This window comes from Rhizobium sp. M10 (genome assembly GCF_002531955.1).
GTDB classification, from domain to species: Bacteria; Pseudomonadota; Alphaproteobacteria; order Rhizobiales; family Rhizobiaceae; genus Rhizobium; species Rhizobium etli_C.
In genome coordinates this window covers 1-20,977 of record NZ_NWTA01000018.1, presented here as the reverse complement: position 1 = coordinate 20,977, position 20,977 = coordinate 1, and the positions used below count along the sequence as shown (strand labels likewise).

General features: G+C 62.0%; 22 protein-coding genes. 11 read left to right on the top strand and 11 right to left on the bottom strand.

Translation table 11 applies throughout. The annotated features are described in order from the left end of the window. Window positions 1-39: 39 nt before the first annotated feature. Window positions 40-1,137 carry a hypothetical protein gene (locus CO671_RS23505; protein WP_097607921.1) on the top strand — a complete coding sequence of 366 codons (1,098 nt, stop codon included), beginning with the start codon at window positions 40-42 and terminating at the stop codon, window positions 1,135-1,137. A gap of 2 nt (window positions 1,138-1,139) precedes the next feature. On the opposite strand, the gene CO671_RS23500 is transcribed toward CO671_RS23505, so the two are convergent. From CO671_RS23500 to CO671_RS23480, 5 genes are all read right to left on the bottom strand, one after another. Then, complete coding sequence (locus CO671_RS23500) at window positions 1,140-1,982, bottom strand: lysophospholipid acyltransferase family protein (RefSeq protein WP_097608031.1); 843 nt, start codon at window positions 1,980-1,982, stop codon at window positions 1,140-1,142. Between the two features lie 100 nt (window positions 1,983-2,082). Further along, complete coding sequence (gene thrS, locus CO671_RS23495; RefSeq protein ID WP_097607920.1) at window positions 2,083-4,089, bottom strand: threonine--tRNA ligase; 2,007 nt, start codon at window positions 4,087-4,089, stop codon at window positions 2,083-2,085. A 120-nt stretch (window positions 4,090-4,209) separates the two neighbouring features. Next, the gene (locus tag CO671_RS23490; RefSeq protein ID WP_097607919.1) at window positions 4,210-4,737 is read right to left on the bottom strand and encodes a DUF1697 domain-containing protein; all 528 of its coding nucleotides are present in this window, start codon (window positions 4,735-4,737) and stop codon (window positions 4,210-4,212) included. 126 nt (window positions 4,738-4,863) lie between these two features. After that, entirely contained in the window at window positions 4,864-5,268 is a 405-nt protein-coding gene (yidD, locus tag CO671_RS23485) for a membrane protein insertion efficiency factor YidD (RefSeq protein WP_097607918.1), read from the bottom strand. Between the two features lie 5 nt (window positions 5,269-5,273). Then, a complete protein-coding gene (locus tag CO671_RS23480; protein ID WP_097607917.1) occupies window positions 5,274-5,720 on the bottom strand; it encodes an iron-sulfur cluster assembly scaffold protein in 447 nt (148 codons plus the stop codon). 308 nt (window positions 5,721-6,028) lie between these two features. Between CO671_RS23480 and folE the strand changes: the two genes are divergently transcribed. From folE to CO671_RS23465, 3 genes are all read left to right on the top strand, one after another. After that, entirely contained in the window at window positions 6,029-6,643 is a 615-nt protein-coding gene (gene folE, locus CO671_RS23475) for a GTP cyclohydrolase I FolE (protein WP_010004221.1), read from the top strand. 25 nt (window positions 6,644-6,668) lie between these two features. Further along, window positions 6,669-7,121 (top strand): phosphoribosyl-AMP cyclohydrolase, encoded by a 453-nt coding sequence (hisI, locus tag CO671_RS23470; RefSeq protein WP_004680212.1) that lies wholly within the window; start codon window positions 6,669-6,671, stop codon window positions 7,119-7,121. A gap of 116 nt (window positions 7,122-7,237) precedes the next feature. Next, the gene (locus CO671_RS23465; protein ID WP_097607916.1) at window positions 7,238-8,200 is read left to right on the top strand and encodes a patatin-like phospholipase family protein; all 963 of its coding nucleotides are present in this window, start codon (window positions 7,238-7,240) and stop codon (window positions 8,198-8,200) included. 62 nt (window positions 8,201-8,262) lie between these two features. Here CO671_RS23465 and CO671_RS23460 read toward each other — a convergent pair whose 3' ends face one another. Together CO671_RS23460 and CO671_RS23455 are read right to left on the bottom strand one after the other, a co-directional pair. After that, window positions 8,263-8,697 (bottom strand): CBS domain-containing protein, encoded by a 435-nt coding sequence (locus CO671_RS23460; protein WP_097607915.1) that lies wholly within the window; start codon window positions 8,695-8,697, stop codon window positions 8,263-8,265. A gap of 95 nt (window positions 8,698-8,792) precedes the next feature. Then, the gene (locus tag CO671_RS23455) at window positions 8,793-9,581 is read right to left on the bottom strand and encodes a rhomboid family intramembrane serine protease (RefSeq protein WP_097607914.1); all 789 of its coding nucleotides are present in this window, start codon (window positions 9,579-9,581) and stop codon (window positions 8,793-8,795) included. A gap of 263 nt (window positions 9,582-9,844) precedes the next feature. On the opposite strand from CO671_RS23455, the gene CO671_RS23450 reads away from it, so the two are divergent. From CO671_RS23450 to CO671_RS23420, 7 genes are all read left to right on the top strand, one after another. After that, window positions 9,845-10,489, top strand: a complete 645-nt coding sequence (locus tag CO671_RS23450) for a PAS domain-containing protein (protein WP_170965042.1) — start codon at window positions 9,845-9,847, stop codon at window positions 10,487-10,489. A gap of 124 nt (window positions 10,490-10,613) precedes the next feature. Beyond that, the gene (locus CO671_RS23445; protein ID WP_097607913.1) at window positions 10,614-11,225 is read left to right on the top strand and encodes a PilZ domain-containing protein; all 612 of its coding nucleotides are present in this window, start codon (window positions 10,614-10,616) and stop codon (window positions 11,223-11,225) included. A gap of 251 nt (window positions 11,226-11,476) precedes the next feature. Beyond that, on the top strand, window positions 11,477-12,451 hold the full coding sequence (pip, locus tag CO671_RS23440; RefSeq protein WP_097607912.1) for a prolyl aminopeptidase: 975 nt from the start codon (window positions 11,477-11,479) through the stop codon (window positions 12,449-12,451). Window positions 12,452-12,826: 375 nt separating this feature from the next. Then, window positions 12,827-13,432 (top strand): transglutaminase-like cysteine peptidase, encoded by a 606-nt coding sequence (locus CO671_RS23435; RefSeq protein ID WP_010030166.1) that lies wholly within the window; start codon window positions 12,827-12,829, stop codon window positions 13,430-13,432. A 220-nt stretch (window positions 13,433-13,652) separates the two neighbouring features. Further along, entirely contained in the window at window positions 13,653-14,438 is a 786-nt protein-coding gene (locus tag CO671_RS23430) for a hypothetical protein (RefSeq protein ID WP_097607911.1), read from the top strand. Between the two features lie 118 nt (window positions 14,439-14,556). Beyond that, entirely contained in the window at window positions 14,557-16,134 is a 1,578-nt protein-coding gene (locus CO671_RS23425) for a D-alanyl-D-alanine carboxypeptidase (protein WP_097607910.1), read from the top strand. Between the two features lie 113 nt (window positions 16,135-16,247). Then, window positions 16,248-16,523, top strand: a complete 276-nt coding sequence (locus CO671_RS23420; protein WP_009994808.1) for a hypothetical protein — start codon at window positions 16,248-16,250, stop codon at window positions 16,521-16,523. A gap of 146 nt (window positions 16,524-16,669) precedes the next feature. Here the strand turns inward: CO671_RS23420 and CO671_RS23415 are convergent, their stop codons facing one another. The 4 genes from CO671_RS23415 to CO671_RS23400 form a co-directional block, all read right to left on the bottom strand. Next, a complete protein-coding gene (locus CO671_RS23415) occupies window positions 16,670-17,107 on the bottom strand; it encodes a DUF1489 family protein (protein WP_097607909.1) in 438 nt (145 codons plus the stop codon). Window positions 17,108-17,223: 116 nt separating this feature from the next. Continuing rightward, window positions 17,224-18,627 carry an L-serine ammonia-lyase gene (locus CO671_RS23410; protein ID WP_097607908.1) on the bottom strand — a complete coding sequence of 468 codons (1,404 nt, stop codon included), beginning with the start codon at window positions 18,625-18,627 and terminating at the stop codon, window positions 17,224-17,226. Window positions 18,628-18,988: 361 nt separating this feature from the next. After that, window positions 18,989-20,134, bottom strand: coding sequence for a CaiB/BaiF CoA-transferase family protein (locus tag CO671_RS23405; protein WP_097608030.1), 1,146 nt, complete (start codon window positions 20,132-20,134; stop codon window positions 18,989-18,991). 44 nt (window positions 20,135-20,178) lie between these two features. After that, window positions 20,179-20,977, bottom strand: a 799-nt coding sequence (locus CO671_RS23400) for an electron transfer flavoprotein-ubiquinone oxidoreductase (protein WP_141514486.1), incomplete at its 5' end; no start/stop codon positions are given.

The window sequence follows — 20,977 nt, the reverse complement described above, 5'->3', positions numbered from 1 at the left end:
GCCTTTGCGATTTCAGAAGTCAATCGGTTCACGAAACAGATGTTTGGCATTTCGCCTTTTGCACGCCTCGGCCTCGCCATCGCCCTGATGGTAGTGACGCCCCTCGGCGCCGGCGCGCAGGACGCTTTCAAGGACTTCAAGCAGATCGAATCCACGCCGAAGATGCCGAAGCTCAACGCTTTCATCGCGCCTGGCACCGCCCCCGAAGCCGCCAAGCTGCGCGACGTCGCGATGGAAGCCAAGCTGACGGCCGACGGCACGCCTGTCGAGGATGGTCTGTCCTGGTACGTCTTCAGCCCGATCGCCGGAACCGACGGCAAGCTGCCGCTGATCGCCAGCGCCAAGGGCGGACCCGCCGCCTTTCAGCTCGCTCCGGGCGATTATTTCGTCAACGTCTCCTTCGGCCGCGCCGGCGTCACCAAGAAGCTGACGGTGCCGGCCGACGGCCAGGTCGACAAGCAGGTGATGGTGCTTGATGCCGGCGGCCTGCTGCTCAATGCCGTCTCCGGCACCGATGCCCGCATCCGCCCCGATCAGTTGAGCTTCTCGATCTATTCCTCGGAAGTCCGCGACGACGGCGAGCGCGGCCTTGTCGTGGCCGACGTCTCCCCGAACACGGTCGTGCGCCTCAATTCCGGCACCTATCACATCGTTTCCGAATATGGCAGCGTCAATGCCGTCATCCGCGCCGACATCCAGGTCGAGGCCGGCAAACTGACCGAAGCGACGATCCAGCACCGCGCCGCCCAGATCACCTTCAAGCTGGTCTCCGAAGCCGGGGGCGAAGCGATCGCCGATACGGCCTGGTCGATCCTGACGGCAGCCGGCGACAGCGTCGGCGAAAGCGTCAGCGCCTTTCCAACCATGGTGCTTGCCGAAGGCGAATATTCCGCCGTCGCCCGCAACAAGGACAAGATCTACCAGCGGGATTTCAAAGTGGTCGCCGGCAGGAACACCGATGTCGAAGTTCTGATGAAGGACCAGCAGCCGCAGCAGCCGGAGAGTGCGGCGCGCACGGTGCAGCAGGTGCCGGCCGGCACGCCGCCGCCGCCGGGTGTCCAGCCGGCTCCGGAAGCGCCGCTGCCCTCCTATGAACAGCTCTTGCCGCAGGGCGGCGACGGCGCCAGCCTCGATTGACCTTACCGCAAGCGGTGCCGTCTCGGCCGCTTCGAGGGCGGCGCCATCGAAAAGACGGCCTCATGGAGGCGGGCGAGCAGATTTTTGCGGTCGCTACCCTCGCTCAATGACTCCCAGCTCAGCATCTCGCCGACATGGGCCGTGATCGTACGGCCGGACAGCCGGCGGAACTCGCGGATCAGCAGCGACAGACGCAGCGTCATCGATGTCAGGCTCGCCAGGTGGAACAGCCGGCCATTCTGGCCCTCGAAATAGACCGGCAGCACGCTAGCCCGCGCCGCCTGGACGAGTTTTGCCGGAAACAGCTTCCACGGCAGGTCTTCGGCGCGGCCGAACCCCCTTCTCGCGGTGGCAACGCCGCCAGCCGGAAAGACGATGATGGTCGTGCCTTCCTTGAGCAGCCGCACCGCCTCGTTCCGGCTCTTCATGTTCATCGCCAGGGCCTCCCGGGTCTCTTCAAAGGAGATCGGCAACGAATAGGATGCCATCTCCGGCACCTTCAGCAGGTCGTTATGAATGAGTATCTTGAAGGGACGACCGAGTTGTTCGGCAAGCGCCAGGACAGCGATGCCGTCGCCGATGCCAAAAGGGTGGTTGGCGACGATGACGATCGGTTCAGTGGGAACGGGTTCGAGCGGCCAGTGGCCCTTGACGTCGATCGCGACGTCGATGAGATCGAGCGTCCTGGCGAAGACGCGATCGCTTTTGCCGATGATGTCGCGGCGCCAGATTTCGTAGAGGCCGACATAGTGATCGCGGCCCGAAAGCCCTTCGATCGAGCGGATCAGCCACCGCTTCAGCCGCGGGTCTGCGTCATTGGCATAGGATAGTTCTTTGAAGCGCACGCCGGCCCCGGGATGATCCGCTCCCCGTTCGCGACGACAATATTGCGGTTTCATATCAGATTTCCGACAGCGCCGGATGGCGCTGCCGGATAAGGGCGTTTCAGGCAGCCTTAGCTTTTTTTGCTTCGGCCTTGCGGCGGATATCAGGCGGTGTCGCCTCGAGCGTCAGGCTCTCGACTGCGGCATCGAGCCCCATCGAAACCTGGTCCTGGCTGCCGAGGCGGCGGATGTTGACCGTGCGCTCCTCGGCTTCCTTCCTGCCGCAGACGATGATGACAGGAACCTTGGTGACCGAATGCTCGCGGATCTTGTAGTTGATCTTCTCGTTGCGGAAGTCGGTCTCGACGTTGAGACCGGCCTCGCGCAGCGCCTCGGCCACTTCAAGCCCGTAGGCATCGGCCTCCGAGGTGATCGTCGCGACCACTACCTGCAGCGGCGATACCCAGAGCGGCATATGGCCGGCGAAGTTCTCGATCAGGATACCCAGGAAGCGTTCCATCGAGCCGCAGATGGCGCGGTGGATCATCACCGGCTGCGTCTTTTCGGAATTGCTGTCGATGTAGAAGGCGCCGAAGCGTTCCGGCAGGTTGAAGTCGACCTGCGTCGTACCGCACTGCCATTCGCGGCCGATCGCATCCTTCAGCGTATACTCGAACTTCGGACCGTAGAAGGCTCCCTCGCCCGGCAGGATGCCGGTCTTGATGCGGCCCTCGGACTGCGCCTCGATCGTCTTCAAGACGTCGGTCATCACGGCTTCGGCGCGATCCCAGAGTGCGTCGGAACCGACGCGTTTTTCCGGCCGGGTCGAAAGCTTGACGACGATTTCCTTGAAGCCGAAGTCCTCGTAGACCGACAGGATCAGATCGTTGATCTTCAGGCATTCGGCGGCCATCTGCTCGTCGGTGCAGAAAATATGCGCGTCGTCCTGCGTAAAGCCGCGCACGCGCATCAGCCCATGCAGCGCGCCCGACGGTTCGTAGCGATGCACCAGGCCGAATTCCGCAAGCCGGATCGGCAGCTCGCGATAGGATTTCAGGCCATGCTTGAAGATCTGCACGTGCCCCGGGCAGTTCATCGGCTTCAGCGCGAAGACGCGGTTGTCGGCTTCCTTGTCTTCCGGATGCGTCATCGCATGCGCCGATTTCACGGCGAACATGTTTTCCTGATACCAGCCCCAGTGACCCGAGGTTTCCCAGAGCGACGTGTCGAGCACCTGCGGCGCGTTGACTTCCTGGTAGTCGGCCGCCAGCCGGCGCCGCATGTAGGCGACGAGCGTCTGGAAGATGCGCCAGCCCTTGCCGTGCCAGAAGACGACGCCCGGACCTTCTTCCTGGAAATGGAACAGATCCATCTCGCGGCCGAGCTTGCGGTGATCGCGCTTCTCGGCTTCGGCCAACATATGCAGGTAATTGTCGAGATCGGCCTGGTCGGCCCATGCCGTGCCGTAGATGCGCGACAGCATGGCGTTGTTGCTGTCGCCGCGCCAGTAGGCGCCGGCAACCTTCATCAGCTTGAAGGCGGTGCCGACCTGGCCGGTGGAGGCCATGTGCGGGCCGCGGCAGAGATCGAACCAGTCGCCCTGATGGTAGATCTTCAGATCCTGCCCTTCGGGAATCGCATCGACGAGCTCGACCTTGTACTGCTCGCCCTTGGCGGCAAAGACTTCCTTGGCCTTGTCGCGCGACCAGACCTGCTTGGTGAAGAGCGCGTTGCGGGCGATGATCTCCTTCATCTTCTTTTCGATCTTCGGCAGATCGTCGGGCGTAAACGGCTCGTTCTTGGCGAAGTCGTAATAGAAGCCGTTCTCAATGACCGGGCCGATCGTCACCTGGGTGCCGGGCCAGAGTTCCTGCACCGCCTCAGCCATCACGTGCGCGGCGTCATGCCGGATAAGTTCCAGCGCGCGCGCGTCCTTGCGAGTGATGATTTCGATCTTGCCGTCCGTGACGGCGTCGGAAAGGTCACGCACGGCGCCGTCGATCGCAATGGCGACGGCGCTCTTGGCGAGCGACTTGGAAATGGATTCGGCGACATCCTTGCCGGTTGCGTCAGCCGGGAAGCTGCGCACGGAACCATCGGGAAATGTCAGGGAAACGGATTGGGACATTGAAATTCTCCTTGTCCAGTCCCGCCAACGAATGCGGGTGGTTGCAACGACAGCGCCTCCGTCCTTGGATGCGCTGCCGCCTGATACTCAGATTTCCCTCGGGAGTAAAGAAGGAGCGGCCTACATGATCATTTGCGCGAGGCCGCAGACCGTATTCCAGTTGCGCATCGTGCCGATGCCTATCCGCTTGGTCGTCAGTGCCGAAAGCAGCTTGGATTGGCTCGGCTTGCCGGCGAAATCGATCCAGAGGTCGCCGCCGACGATGGCGATGCGCTGTCCCTCCGTCATCAGCGGCTTCAAAGCCTCGACCTTCTTCGGGTCGACCGGCAGGCGCATCACCCGGACGATCACCTGGTCGCCGCTGCCGTCCCTGAACGGATTGGTGCTGCAGAGCGCCATCCAGGTGCAGTCGCTGCGCACGATGATATCGACATGTTTGCCGAACTTCTCTTCGAAGCCCTCTTCCAGCGCGACCTCGAGTTCATGCGGGCGCATATCGTCGGCCTCGAAAACGAGATTGCCGGTCGAAACCAGCGTGCGCGGCTCGCGATAGCCAAGCTCTTTGGCAAGCGCACGCAGGTCTTCCATGATCACCCGGCGGTCCGGCGTCAGGACAATGCTGTGCAGGAGGGCAATGAAGGTGCTCATGGCCGCCAGGAATCCTCCGTTATCCCAGGTGAGAAACCACGGTCACCGAATGGTGACCGCACCTCGCCCGTCGTCGCTGCCGGCTCTGCGCCACGCACGCATATTCGCCTGGTATCGCCATGGCGTTCACCCTCTTTTGCGTCCGAGGGAGAGATACCGCCAGGGGGTCCACCAGCGGAAGCCGTCGCCGAGCGCCTCGGGCACCGGGTCGAGGCCGCTGGTGCCGCCCGGGCCGCAGCGGCTGACGCGAAACAGCGTCATCCAGCCGCCGGCCCATAATCCGTGCCGGGCGATCGACTCATAGCCGTATTCGGAGCAGGTCGGGATATGGCGGCAGGAATTGCCGACAAAGCCGGAAAGCGTCAACTGATAGAGGCGGATCAGCCCCATGCCGAGCAGGCGGTCGGGGGTTTTGCGGAACGGGCCGGTATAATTGCGGGAATAGCGCGCAGGCCTTTCGCGCGGCTGGCCCGATCCGGCCGCGCCGCCATCGTCCTCATCGTCAGCCTGCCTGACGCAGAACTCGCACATCTCGCTTACGCCTCGATCACTTCCGCCCGCTTCGCCTCGATCTGCCCGATCGCATCGACGACCGCATCGAAGGTCAGCATCGTCGAAGCATGTCGTGCCTTGTAGTCCCGCACGGGCAGCAGGTAGCGCATGTCTTCGAACCGTCCGGTAGGCCCAGTCCCATCCGCCTTCAACATGGCGAGCATGTCGAGACGCGCCTGCCGCAATTCGCCCGATGTGGCACCGACGACATGACGGGCCATGATCGAGGACGATGCCTGGCCGAGTGCGCAGGCCTTCACGTCATGCGAAAAAGCGGTCACGACTTCGCCGTCCATCTTCAGCCATATCCGTACCTTGGAACCGCATAGCTTGGAGTGTGCCTGGGCGGTCGCATCGGCGTCCGCCAGCGTGCCGGTCAACGGAATATTGCCGGCGAATTCGAGGATTTTGCTGTTGTAGATGTCATCCATGCTGGGTTTCCGCTCCAAAATCGCTGCGGATCGGCCTTAATGGCGCTGTTATTGTTATTGAAACAAAAAACACACCGTGTCGCCTGAGGATACTTACATACCATGGCCGTCTTCCTATATGTATGTCGTTCGAAGGCCATGAAAATGCAATGGCCTTGTGTAAGTTTGATTGGGAAACCGTGCCGGACGGGCATTGAATTGCCCCGAAAGCCCCGGAGCCTGCCAAAGGTGCATGAATTCCCGCATGGGACTGACCAGTGGCAATTCCGACAGATGGGTCCGCGCTGCGGACCAGGAGACCATTGATCATGGACGCCATCGTAAAGAACTTTCCGCAGCCGAACCGCGACTCGGACCGCCCCTCCCAGCAGGAGGCGGAGGAAGCCGTGCGCGTTCTGCTGCGCTGGGCCGGTGACGATCCGACGCGCGAAGGCCTTATCGAGACGCCCGCCCGCGTGGCCAAGGCCTATCGCGAGCTTTTCGCCGGTTACGACATGGCGCCGGAGGACGTGCTCGGCCGGACCTTCGAAGAGGTCGCAGGCTACGACGACATGGTCCTCGTCAAGGACATTCCCTTCTACTCGCATTGCGAACATCACATGGTTCCGATCATCGGCAAGGCCCATGTCGCCTATATGCCGGATGGACGCGTGCTCGGCCTGTCGAAGATTGCCCGTGTCGTCGAGATTTATGGCCGCCGCCTGCAGACGCAGGAAACGATGACCGCCCAGATCGCCCGCGCCATCGACGATACGCTGCAGCCGCGCGGTGTTGCCGTGATGATTGAGGCCGAACATATGTGCATGGCGATGCGCGGCGTTCAGAAGCAGGGTTCGACCACGTTGACGACGACGTTTACGGGAACCTTCAAGACGGAACCGGCCGATCAGGCCCGTTTCATGAGCATGGTGCGGAGCCGCTGATACCGGCTCCCGCAGGAGGGCCGCGATGAGTCACCTGATCTTCAATCAACCATCCGAGGACAAGTCGGCCTTGGAAGACGCCGGCGATTTCACGCCGCGTTTCGACGACCGCGGCCTGATCACCGCGATCGTGACCGACGCCGGCGACGGCGAACTGCTGATGGTGGCGCACATGAACGCCCAGGCGCTGGCGCTGACCATCCAGACGGGAACGGCCCATTATTTCAGCCGCTCGCGCGGCAAGATCTGGAAGAAGGGCGAGACCTCGGGCAACCTTCAGACGGTGAAGGAAATTCGCACCGATTGCGATCAGGACGCCATCTGGCTGAAGGTCGAGGTCGCCGGCCATGATGCCACCTGTCACACCGGCCGCCGTTCCTGCTTCTACCGCACGGTCACGCTTCGCGAGGGAAAACCGATGCTCGATATCGTCGACGACGAGCGTCATTTCGATCCGCAGGACATCTACGGAAAATAGGTCGAACGTCCCGGCATTTGCCCCTTATTGTGCCAGAAACCGCTTCTATATACCATTTGGCAATTGATCGGGCACACTATCGCACCACACGTGTTCTGCTGGGAGGGGAGAGCGCAATGCTGAACTGGAGTCTGCATCGTCAAAGCGCTGAAGGCGAAGGTTCCGGTTCCGGCATGTCGACGATCCTCGAGACGATCCCTGCCCCTGCGCCTGCCAAGAAAATCAAGATCGCGCTCGCGCTTGGCGGCGGCGCGGCCCGCGGCTGGGCCCATATCGGCGTATTGCGCGCCCTTGACGAGGCCGCGGTCGAAATCGGCATGATTGCCGGCACGTCGATCGGCGCCCTGGTCGGCGGCTGCTATCTTGCCGGCAAACTCGACGAACTCGAAACCTTCGCCCGCTCGCTGACCATGCGCCGGATCGCAAGCCTGCTCGATCTGACCATCGGCGGCAGCGGCCTGTTCGGCGGTATGCGGCTGACCAAGCGCATGCAGGAGCATCTCGAAGGCCTGAATGTCGAGGATCTGGACCGGCCTTTCGTCGCGGTCGCAGCCGAGGTCAATACCGGCCATGAGGTCTGGATCGCCAACGGTTCGCTGATCACGGCGCTGCGCGCCTCCTATGCCCTGCCCGGCATCTTCGAGCCGGTGCGCAGCAACCACCGCACGCTGGTCGACGGCGCGCTGGTCAATCCGGTTCCCGTCTCGGTCTGCCGCGCCTATGAGCAGCCGCTGGTCGTCGCGGTCAATCTCAATTACGATCTCTACGGCCGCTCGGCCGTCGTCCGGCACAATGCCAGCCTCTCGCCGCAGGAAGTGCAGAAACAGGAAGAGGCGCCCTATGCCCGCCTCGGCATGACCGGCGTCATGGTGCAGGCCTTCAACATTATCCAGGACAGGATTGCCCGCGCCCGCCTTGCCGGCGACCCGCCCGACATCTCGCTGCAGCCGCGCCTCAGCTATATCGGCCTTTCAGAATTCCACCGCGCCGGCGAGGCGATCGAGCGCGGTTACGAGGAAGCCAGAGCCAGGCTTCCCGAGATCAAGCGCATGCAGGAAGTCTACGCCAGCCCGCCATAAGGCGTCGCCCCCTGCGACAGGCGCTGCGGGGCGACGGGATCACGTAAACCACCAGCCGAAGCTCAGCCGGCAATATAGGCCTTGATATCCTCGGCTTCGCGCTCGACTTCGGCGATCCGCGATTTCACCACGTCACCGATCGAGATGATGCCGGCAAGCTTGCCGTTGCTTTCCACCGGAACGTGGCGGAAACGGCGGCTGGTCATCAGTTCCATCAGTTCGTTGACAGTCGTCTCCTCATGGCAGCGGTAGACCTTCGCGGTCATGACCTGGGTGAGTGACTGGTCGAGACCCTCCTTGCCGTGTTTGGCGATCGCATGCACGAGATCACGCTCGGTGAACATGCCCGAAATCCGATTCTCCATGCCGACGACGACGATGGCGCCGATCTTCTTCTTGCTCAGGATGACGGCTGCCTCGGCGACGGTGGTGTTCGGCCCGGCGGTAACGACGTCCCTGCCCTTCAGGTCGAGGATTGCTTTGACTGAACTGGTCATTCGAACCTCCTATGTCGAAACTGCGACACTTGTCACAGCTATCCGCGGCGGTTTCTCCCCCCAATCGCGGATCGTTCGATGGTGCACTGCCCCGCTCAGGATTGCAACACATCCTTCTCCGCTTCGGTTGGTTCCTCAGTCGGCGGCGGTGCCCGGTCGAACAGCGAAAACAGAAAGAAGCCGAAGACGAAGCCGCCGATATGCGCGTCCCAGGCAATCTCTTGATCGCTATCGCCGACGAGCGGGATGCCGACCGCGATCAGGGCGTTGCCGACCAGCCAGAGCAGCGTGAAGATGACGACGGTCCGGCTCTTCAGCGCCTCGACGATGGAAAGCCGCGCATTGAGATGCGCCGCCAGCATCGGACGTCGCTCAGCGGGAAAGGCGAATCGGCAGGCGGCTCCCATCAGCCCGGAAATGACGCCGGAGGCGCCGATCAGCAGCGACACGTCTCCCCAATTGAGAACCGCGTGCAGAGCGGCGGAAGCGGCGGCGGAAAACAGCCAGAAGAACACGAATCGCAGCGTCCCGATGCGACGCACGACCGGCGCGCCGAAGGCCATCAGCCAGAAGGCGTTGAAGACGATATGCTGGACGCTGCCGTGCAACAGCGAATAGGTTACCGGCGTCCAGAACAGCTCGAAACCTTGCTGCGACAGCGGAATCACGTAGCGGGCGGGGACGAAGCCAAAGGTGAAGAGCAGCCAGCTCACCGCATCGTCGGACAGCACGAGCGCCTGCGCCGCATAGATGACGATCAGCAGGCAAAGGCTGAAGAACAGCGCCGGCGGAAGGTTGAAGACCGGTACCCGCGGGGGCCGCGCCGGCGGCTCGAGCTCGGAAGGTTCGGGCGCCTTCTGCGGCTCGCCCGTCTGCTCATTCATCTGTGTTCGCCTCGTTGTGGCCCCAGCCATACAGGAGCGATGGTCAAAAAAAAAGCCGCCCGAAAGGTCGGACGGCGTACCGGGAACCCTGAGGAAAGACCTCGGCCCGGGCAGGTTGTGCAGAACTTCGAAAGTCGAAGTGATGGCGCGACAGTGCCACGACAGGCGTCACCCCTCAACCGAAACCCTTTCTTAACCTTAACGGCCAGGATTTGGCATGAAATCCGCAAGGTAGAAGCTGTACGGGCAATGAGTGCCCGCAAATGCTCCGGAATGGGACAGGTTGGTGTGAAATGCGTGTGCAAACGACCATCGAAATTTTTGACTATTGGAACCGTATCCGCGGCGCAGCCGATGCGCCGCTGAAATCCCAGGTCGAACCGTCCGCCGTACCCCATCTACTACAAAGTCTCTTCATCCTCGAGGCGCGCGAGGACGGAGACATCGTTTTCCGGCTCGCCGGCACCCGCATCTGCGATCTCTTTGGGCGGGACCTGCGCGGCGAACGTTTCTCATCGCTCTGGGCGCATGGCCAGCACGCGGATATCGAACGCACGGCGATGGGCGTTATGGACCACGCCATGCCGGCCCTGTTCAATGCCACCGGCTACAGCACCGTCGGGCACCAGGCCTCCTTCGAGATCATCATGATGCCGCTGCGCTCGTCGCACGGCGCTTGCGACCGGCTGCTCGGCGCGATCGCGCCGGTGGCGGCCGCAAGCTGGCTGGAGATCGTGCCGCTCGAATTGCTGGCGCTCGACCGCAGCCGTCTCCTACCTGAAAAGTTCAGCAAGGTCGCGCCGGCCGAACTGCGCCCGATCAACGAGATCGTCGCAGGAAAAAGCATCGGCTTCGGCCAGGCCATGCGCCGCGTGGTGTCGCAGCTGCTGAGTGTCGAGGCGCGCTGAGCGTCTCGTTTCAGGACAGCGGCCATACTCGTTTTTGGCTATGTCGGCGGGCGCCGAGACAACCTTCTGTTAATGGATTGGAGGTAAAGATTGGCCTCTGAGATTTTCATGAAGAAGCCTTTTGATGCACTCGTTCCAGCCAGCACAGACGCAACGACCTGCGCCGCGCCCTGAACAAGGCGTTTTCCAGCGCGTGCCGATCAATATGCAGGGCCGGCTGATGCTTGCAAACTACGAGGAGTTTGAATGCATGGTGATCGACATGTCGCCCGGCGATATGTACGTCACCTGCTCCGGCCGGCCGCGCGCCAACGAACGCGTCGTCGCCTATATCGACCATCTCGGGCGCGTCGAAGGTTATGTCCAGACGCTCGACGGCCGCGGCTTCACCATGTCGATCAATGCCACCGAGCGCAAACGCGAGAAGCTCGCCGCTCAGCTCACCTGGCTTGCCAACAAGCACGAGCTCGGCCTGCCGGAAGATCGCCGCCACGACCGTCTGACGCCGCGCGACGTCCAGACCGAACTGACGCTCGATGACGGCACGCGATATGCCTGCCGCATCATGGACCTTTCGCTCTCCGGCGCGGCCGTCGACGTCGAGATGCGTCCTTCCATCGGAACCGCGGTGCGTCTCGGCAATATGCGCGGCCGTGTCGTGCGCCATTTCGTCGAAGGCGTGGCGATCGAATTCCTGTCGATCCAGTCCCGCGAGACGCTGCGGGAATTCCTCTGACAGCTGCTGGGAATGCACTGCCCCGCCGGGGATTCCGCGGCGGCTGCATTTTCGCCAGACTTCCGCCGAAGCTGCTGCCAGCGGTTGTTCCAACCAGTAGATGTGTAATCTTATGAGTGGAATAACCTGCGACACCGATCAGCCGGGAGCAGGTCGCGCATAATTCGGCAGCGATTTTGCGCCCGGCAGCGCCGCCCTTCCCTTCGCTATCGAGATAAAGGATAAGGTCCTCCCCGACCGCAGAGGCACCGATGTCAGCTCTCTATCCGAAAATCGAACCCTATGATCATGGTCTGCTCGACACGGGCGACGGCAACCTGATCTATTGGGAGACCTGCGGCAATCCGAATGGGCGACCGGCATTGGTGCTGCACGGCGGGCCGGGCTCCGGCTGTTCGACTGACGCCCGACGCCAGTTCGACCCGGAGGCCTATCGGATCGTCCTCTTCGACCAGCGCAATTGCGGCCGAAGCCTGCCGAGTGCGGCCGATCCCACGACCGACCTCTCCCTGAATACGACCTGGCATCTCGTGGCTGATATCGAGAAGCTGCGGCTCGTCCTCGACATCGACAGCTGGCTGCTTTTCGGCAACTCCTGGGGCTCGACGCTGGCGCTCGCCTATGCCGAAACGCATCCGCAGCGAGTCGCCGCGATCGTCCTGTCGGGCGTCACCACCACGCGGCGCTCGGAAATCGACTGGCTCTGTCGCGGCATGGCGCCGCTCTTTCCGGAAGAATGGCATCGTTTCCGTCAGGGGATTCCTTCCAGCATGCAGGGGCTGGATCAGGATATGGCCGGAGCCTATCACCGTCTCCTCAACGATCCGGACCCGCAGACGCGTCTGAAGGCGGCGCGCGACTGGCATGACTGGGAGGCAGCCTCGATCCTGCTCGCCGAGCCGGACGGACTGCCGCGCCGCTGGGCCGACCCGGTCTACGTTCTGACACGCGCCCGCATCATCACCCATTATTTCCTCAACGGTGCCTGGCTGGAGGACGGCGTGCTCTTGACGAACGCCGCACAGCTTGCCGGCATTCCAGGCATCCTGTTGCAGGGACGGTTCGACATCGAGGCACCACTTGTCACCGCCTGGGAACTGGCGCGCGCTTGGCCCGAAAGTGAACTCAGGATTCTCCCGTACGCTGCCCATTCCACCGCAAATCCTAATATGAGCGCAGCAATCGTCGCCGCCACCGACCGGTTTCGCAATTTCCCTCAAAAATAATTTTTCCTTTTGAGTCGCGGAGCGCGGCAGTTTTCCGGTCATCGGCCGGACAATTCCCGTCATTCCGGGCCCTTTTGTCCGAAGACCGCATGCCGCCGGCAAGGACGGCTTCCCCGCAGGAGTTTACCCGGCTCAGGGGAAACCCTTAATGGCCGCACGGCAGCACAGCCTTTTCGAGCGCGAAAGCCTTGCCGCGTAACTTACAATTTTAATCGACTTCGAGACAAATGCGCCTCGAATTTTATGCGCATTCGAGTTTGTTTTTAGCCAAGTTTTATCGGCATTTGATTCAACTAAGCCTTTAATTCTATTACGCAATTTTGCGCGAGATAAAAACGTCTGTGTCATTGTCGCCTCAACTTAGGGGAGACGGCAATGACGACTGCGAATATCTTGAAAGGCGGCCTTTTGGCCGGTGCGATCATGATGGCAATGGCGGGTTCGGGACAGGCAACCCCAGCAAGCATGGCACTGGCAGGCAATGCCAGCCCGCCGATCGGACACTACGAGTTCTGCAAGGCCAATCCAACGGAATGCGCCTATGCCGGCGGCGACGCCGGACCGGCCATTCTCACCGAGGAGCGCTGGAAGGAAATTCTCAAGGTCAACTACACCGTCAATTCGTCGGTCCAACCGGAAACGGATGAACAGATCTACGGCGTCGAAGAGCGCTGGGCCTATCCGACCAGCGTCGGTGACTGCGAGGACTATGTCCTGCTGAAGCGCAAGATGCTGATCGAGGACGGCTTTTCGCCATCCGACACGCTGATCACGGTCGTGCTGCAGCCGAACGGCGAAGGCCATGCCGTGCTGACGGTCCGCACCGACCACGGCGACTTCATTCTCGACAACATGCGCAACAAGGTGCTGCTGTGGTCGGACACTGAATACACCTATCTCAAGCGCCAGTCTGCCAATGATCCGGGCCGCTGGTCGAAGCTTCAGGACGGCCGCACCGTCGCGGTCGGCAGCGTCAAGTAGCAGCATAGCCCGCCGGCCAAGCCGGCGCTGGTTTCGGCCCGGTCAGTCCCCGCATCCCGTCCCGACCGGTGCCCAAGAGCCGTTCCCGCTGTCCCGGGAACGGCTCTTCCTCTTTGGGACAAGGGCCATTCCGATACAGCGGCAACCCGAAAACTTAGCGAATTATTAACCCTGCCGGTCTGATCATGTTGGTGAGATTCATCATCGGCACCGGCGGCTCATGTTCTTCCTGCGGCGGACCGAAACACGAAGAACCGCCATGAGCCAAGCCGCGCAAAGCACACCGGACGAGCAGCCGCTTTTTTCCATGGGGTTCCTCCTGCGCGCGATGGCGGCGATCGCCGTCCTTGCGGTCCTGACCGTCGCCATCAGCATTGCAGGCCGTTGGTTCGGCCGGCATATCTCCCTCGCCGGCAATACCGACAGCACAGCTGAAATTCGGTTGACCATCGGCCGCGATACGGTGAAATTTCCGGAAAATACCATCCGCTTTCCGAGCCAGCGGCATGACGGAGCAACCGAGCGCGTCGATCTCTACCTCGCCTGGCCTGACATGCGGGGTTACGGCAAGGACAACCATCTTCGATTCGACGATGTCGCCCAATCTTCCGGCCTGATCTTCCTGCAGATCGCCCAGAGCACCATGTCGCGTGACATGTCCGGCCGGCTGGAGCCGATCTATTCGCATCTCATCGAAGGATCGGCCGAGGCTTTTCGCGACGGATTGACGCTGCACCGCCTTCGCGCCGACGCCGGCTATGGCGACGAAGTGCTGCTGACGGCACCCGTCAAGGGCGGACCGGACTACGTCGTGCGCTGCCTATTGCCGTCAACCCCGGACAAGGCGGCAAGCGGTGATTGCCAGCGAGATATCAAGGTCGGCAAGGATCTCAGCGTCCTCTACCGCTTCTCCAGCAGCCATGTCGACGATTGGGAACATATTGATGCCGCGATCCGCACCTTTGTAGAGGCGCGTCTTATGAACCGTTCTGCGACAGGTCGCTAAAATGCTGCCGGAAGGCGAGTGAAACGATTCATCATAAACGGATTGGTAACGCTGAATCGGTAATTTCAAAAGACGAGCTGTGCGGCGGGGGGTGTGCGGTTCCTGCCCAATATCTGAAATGCAAGCGAAGAGTGGAATAGTGTCAAGGTCAGTCTCCTCCGTATCATCATTCCGGTCCGGCAGCTTTTTCGCGAAGCTCCTGGCGATCCTTTCGGTGGCTCTCACGGTCGTCCTGGTTGATTCAGTCAATGCGGAAGCGAAGACGGCCAATCCGAAATATGCAGGCATCGTCGTCGACGCCAAGACAGGCAACGTTCTCTACAGCGAGAATGCCGATCGGCTGCAGTACCCGGCCTCGCTAACCAAGATGATGACACTCTACATGGTCTTCGAAGCGCTGGAGCAAGGGCGCATCCGTCTCGACACGCCGGTTCCCTTCTCCGCTCATGCCGCTGCCCAGGCACCCACCAAACTTGGCGTGCGCGCCGGCGGCACGATTACCGTGCAACAGGGCATCCTCGGTCTCGTCACTCTGTCGGCGAATGATGCCTCAACCGCCCTCGGCGAACTGCTGGCAGGCAGCGAGGATCGCTTTGCCCAGTTGATGACAGCCAAGGCGCATGCTCTCGGCATGACGCGCACCACCTATCGCAACGCCAACGGCCTTCCGAACACTGCGCAGATGACGACGGCGCGCGACCAGGCCCGCCTCGGCATCGCTCTCCGTCAACATTTCCCGCAATATTACGGCTATTTTTCCACCCGCGCATTCAAGTTCGGCAGCCGCACGATCCGCAGTCATAACCGGCTGGTCGGCTCAGTGCGCGGTGTCGACGGAATCAAAACCGGTTACACGCGGGCCGCCGGCTTCAATCTTGTGAGTTCTGTCCAAGTTGACGGCAAGTCGATCGTCAGCGTGGTGCTTGGCGGTACTTCCGGAGCGGCTCGCGACGCCCAGATGCGCAATCTGATCGCCACTTACCTGCCCAAGGCGTCGAGCCGCGGCGGAAACGCGGCGCTGGTGGCTCAAGCAGCCCCTGCCCCGGCGATTATCGAAACGCCCGCTCCGGTTCAGCCGCAGAAGGCCCGGCAGCAGCTCGCCCAGCAGCCAGTCGCCCAGCAACAGGTCGCCCCGCAGCAGGTCGCAAAGACGATCACCGCAGCGCAGCCGCCGATTTCCGCCGCTGCCGCCGATCTCAGCCTGCCGCACAAGGGGCCGCTGCCGGACGCTCGCTATCAGGTGGCCGCGACCGAAGTCGCCTATGCCGAAACATCCGCGACGAAGTCAGACAACCCGCTGGTCGCCCAGTCCATGCCGGCGCCGACCAAGGTCAAGACCACGAGCTTCAAGCCGCAGGCTCCGGCCGCAGCACCTGCCGAACCCGACAGCGCCGCCGTCGATCACGTCACCACTGCTTCGACCAGCGCCGCCCCGGAAAGCGCCGCGCCTGCGGGCTGGGTCGTACAGGTCGGCGTCTCGCCGAGCCGGCAGATGGCCATGGACCTTCTGGAGGGCGCCAAGAGCAAGGGCGGCAAGGCGCTGGCCTCTGCAAAACCCTTCGCCGTCGCCTACGGTACGGGCAATGACCAGGTCTACCGCGCCCGCTTCGGCGGCTTCGACGATCAGCGTGATGCGGTCAACGCCTGCAAGGCCTTGAAGAAGGCCGGCATCAAGTGCTGGGCGGCTGCACAATGAGCTATTCGATGCTGCCTGCAACATGGCCGGCGGCATTGGTAACGGCCGGAATCGGTGTTTGCGTTTCCGGCCACCATTCTTGAACTCGATCAGTAGTGCGTACGGGGAAAACAATGGCAATCAATGAAAATGTTCCGGGAATGCCAGGCGACCGCCGCATCGGGGCCAAAGGGCGCTCAGCCCTGCATCCGCTGCACGAAGCGGCGCTGCGGCTCGCCGAGATGGGCCTGCAGCGGCCGAGAGCGAAATCTGCCAAGACCCGCGATCTCATCAACCTGCTGCTTTGCCACGGCGCTCGCGCCTGGCGCTATTCCCAGCCGGAAGCCCGGATCCATCTGCATGTGACCTCGCCCGACGGCAGCGCCCCGGTGCAATTGCGCCTGCGCTGAGCCGCCGGTGCTGTCGGGAACCGCTGTATTCGGCGGCAGAGGTTAATGCATGTCGCCCGGAAGTGTGCAGCGGTTCCGGGACAACGACATGCATAAAAACAAAGAGCTAGAGCGCGTTGCGTGGATCATATTTGATGCGACGCGCTTTAGAGCAGGCCAAGCTCGGTAAGCTCGCGTCGCAGGTCGGCCGGCATTTCGGCGATGCCGGCGCCCAGGCTCGTCAGATCGGCCGGCACGTCATCCTGCGCATAATAGCGCCAGCCCTGGAACGGCCGCTTCGGCTGTACCGCGGTTTCGATGACTTCGGGACCGAGCATCAGGCGGCAGCGCGAAATCCCTTCGGCGTCGGTGAAGGTCTCGATGCCGAGCAGCCGCTGTCTCGCCTGCACTTGCCCCTTGATCACCCAGTAGAGCGAGCCGCCGTCGAGCAGCTCCTCCATGCGTTTGGGCACCATGCGGGTCGTATGCACCGAATGCGGCTCGAGCCCGGCGGCAATGGCGCGCAGCGAGCGCTCCGCCACCCATTCGCGCAGATCGTCGATCGAGTCGGCGCCGACGCAGAGTTTGATGAGATGCAATGCCATACCGCCGTTGAAATCCTTTTGGCGGCGAGCGTCAAGCGCCTACGGCATGCCGGGAGAAACTGTGCAGCAGTTTTGCATTTGCGGAAAAGTTGAACCGCTCTGACGCGGTGGCAAACTCAGCATTCGACGACGTTGACGGCGAGGCCGCCGGTCGAGGTTTCCTTGTATTTCTCGCTCATGTCGTGGCCGGTCTGGCGCATCGTCTCGATGCAGGCGTCCAGCGGCACGAAGTGCTGGCCGTCGCCCTTGACGGCGAGCGATGCCGCCGTGACGGCCTTGACCGCCCCAAGCGCATTGCGCTCGATGCAGGGGACCTGGACCAGGCCCGCAACCGGATCGCAGGTCATGCCGAGATGATGTTCGAGCGCAATCTCGGCGGCGTTCTCGATCTGCTCCGGCGTGCCGCCCATCACGGCCGCAAGGCCGGCAGCCGCCATCGCCGCGGCCGAACCGACCTCGCCCTGACAGCCGACCTCGGCGCCCGAGATCGAGGCGTTATGCTTGATGATGCCGCCGATGGCGGCGGCCGTCAGCAGATAATCGCGAATACCGTTCTGGTCCCAGTCCTCGTGAAAATGCTCGTAATAGCGGATCGTCGCCGGAATGACGCCGGCCGCCCCGTTGGTCGGCGCGGTGACGACACGGCCGCCGGCCGCATTTTCCTCGTTGACGGCCATCGCATAGACACTGAGCCAATCGTTGGCGAGCAGCGGATTGACGCGATTGCTGCGCCACTCCTCCTGCAGCTTGTCATGGATCCTGCGGGCGCGGCGCTTGACGTTGAGGCCGCCCGGCATGACGCCATCGACCTTGAGGCCGCGCTCGATGCAGGAGCGCATTGCCTCCCAAATTCTGTCGAGCCCCTGATCGAGCTCCTCTCGGCTGCGCTGGCTCTCCTCGTTCGCCCGCTTCATCTGCGCAATCGAAAGCCCCGAGCGCTCGGCCATGTCGAGCATCTGCCTGGCGGTCGCGAAAGGATAGGGCACGCGCGCGCCGCCGACGGCGTTCTTCTTCGCCCGCATCTGTTCCAGTTCGGTGTCTGTGACGACGAAGCCGCCGCCGACCGAATAATAGATGCGTTTCAAGAGCAGCCGGCCGTCACGGTCATAAGCGGAAAAGATCATGCCGTTGGCATGGCCGGGCAGCGGCTGCTTCTTGTCGAAAATCAGGTCGGTCTTCGGCTGGAATTGGTAGGCCGGATGGCCCGCCGGCGTGATGCGGCCGGTGCGCTCAACCGTATCGATGATGCCGTCCATCTTGTCGGGATCGACGCTGTCGGGCGCTTCGCCCATCAGCCCGAGGATGACGGCCCTGCCCGTTCCATGGCCGATGCCGGTATGGGCGAGCGAACCATGCAGGCTGACCTTGATCGCGGCGACCTGCGCGCCCGATGACGGGCGTGGCCATTCATTCGACAGGATCAGATCGAGAAACCGGTTGGCAGCCGACATCGGACCCATCGTGTGCGAACTCGACGGCCCGACACCGATCTTGAACACGTCGAATACCGAGAGAAACATGGATGCGCCTTCTGAACACTGGAATGCAAATTTAGACGCCGCCGGTTTCTGATCCAAGCGGCAAACCGACATCGCATAGAGTCGGTGCGACATTCCGACTGCACACTGGGATGACACAGACAAAACCCGCGCAACGCAGCGATGCGGCAACCGATTGTTACGAACATCGTCGCCTCACCGCAAGAGACGATCATCGTGCCACGAAGATGTCGCTTGAGCAAAGGCTCAGACGAAAGCTCGGCAGAAGCAGCACGGTTTTCGGCCAGCCCGGATCAGAGAGCCTTCTGGGAACGCTTTTCAAACGCGCAGTTTCGGCGCGGCCTCTCATTGCCGTCGATGTCGAAAATGCCGGCTTGAAACGTCAGTCCAGTAAGGTCCAGTCTTGATGTACCTTGCCATTATGCTCACCAAGCCTGGGCGACTTGCGGTGCGAGGAGAGCGCCTGCCCTGAGAAAATGATGGGTGTACGGATGCCCGTTATCCCTTCATTGTCCACGGCCATCTTTCGATGCGCGACTTGCGGGTCGGCAAACACGTCTTCGACGGTATTGATGGGGCCGGCGGGAATGCCCACGCGCGCCAGGTCGGCTAGCAGATCCGTCCGCTTGAAAAGCTTCGTCTGTGCTTCCATGACCGATGTCAGCTCCTCTCGATGGCGAACTCTTTCCGCATTCGACTTGAAACGGGCGTCGTCTGCCACAGCGGATAGCCGGAGGATATCGCATAGCCGTGCAAACTGAGCGTCGTTCCCGCACGCGATAATGATATTGCCATCAGACACCGGGAATACTTGGTATGGCGCGATGTTGGGATGCGCATTGCCAAGTCTCGTCGGCGCCTTTCCCGAAGCCAGGAAATTCATTGCCTGGTTGGCCAGCACACCCACCGCACTGTCCAGAAGTGCCATATCTATGAACTGTCCCTCACCTGTCGTATTTCTGAGGATCAGAGCGGCTTGGATAGCGATGACCGAATAGAGTCCCGTGAAGATATCGGCGAACGCGACGCCGATTTTCTGTGGCTCCCGATCGGGTTCACCGGTCAGATCCATGATGCCCGCCATTCCCTGGACGATAAAATCGTATCCTGCACGCCCGGCATAAGGACCGGTTTGGCCAAAGCCGGTAATCGAGCAATAGATCAGTCTTGGGTTGATCGCCTTCAGGCTCTCGTAATCAAGGCCGAACTTCTTCAACCCGCCTACCTTGAAGTTCTCGATGACGACGTCCGCGTTCGCGACCAGTGCGCGAAGCTTGTCGACGTCCTCCAAAGCGCTGAAATCCGCTGTGATGCTCAGTTTTCCGCGATTGCAGCTGTGGAAGTAGGCTGCAGCGACATCATCGCCATCCCTGATGAAAGGAGGCCCCCAGCGACGCGTATCGTCGCCCTCCGGGCTTTCCACCTTGATGACGGTCGCACCCAGGTCGGCAAGTGTTTGTCCGGCCCACGGACCAGCCAGGATTCGCGCCAGTTCCAAGACCCGAACGCCTTCAAGCGGAGACTGCATCGATAACTCCCTGATCATTCACAAGTTGGCGGATCGTCGTTTCGCTACATATTCGGATAGACCGGCCCCTCGCCGCCCTGCGGCGGCACCCAGTTGATGTTCTGGTTGGGGTCCTTGATGTCGCAGGTCTTGCAGTGCACGCAGTTCTGGGCGTTGATGACGAAGGTCTTGTCACCGTCCTTCTCCACCCATTCATAGACGCCGGCCGGACAGTAGCGGGTCGACGGGCCGGCATAGATGCCGAGCTCGGAGCTCTTCTGCAGGCCCATGTCCTTGACCTGCAGATGCACCGGCTGGTCTTCCTCGTGATTGGTGTTCGACAGGAACACCGAGGACAGACGGTCGAAGGTCAAGACCCCATCCGGTTTGGGATAGGCGATCGGCTTGTGCTGCGCGGCCGGCTCCAGGCTTTCCGCATCGGTCTTGCCGTGTTTCAGCGTGCCGAAGAAGGAAAAGCCGAACAGCGTGTTGGTCCACATGTCGAGGCCGCCGAGCGCCACACCGAGCGCGGTGCCGAACTTCGACCACAGCGGCTTGACGTTCCTGACCCGCTTCAGGTCCTTGCCGATGTCGCCCTTGCGCCAGTCGGTCTCGATCTCGACGACCTCGTCATGGCTGCGGCCTGCTGCGATCGCCGCCGCCAGCTTCTCGGCCGCCAGCATGCCCGACAGCACCGCATTGTGGCTGCCCTTGATGCGCGGCACGTTGACGAGACCGGCCGAACAGCCGATCAGCGCCCCGCCGGGAAAGGACAGCTTCGGCACCGACTGGTAGCCGCCCTCGGTGATGGCGCGCGCCCCATAGGACAGCCGCTTGCCACCCTCGAAAGTGCCGCGGATCGCC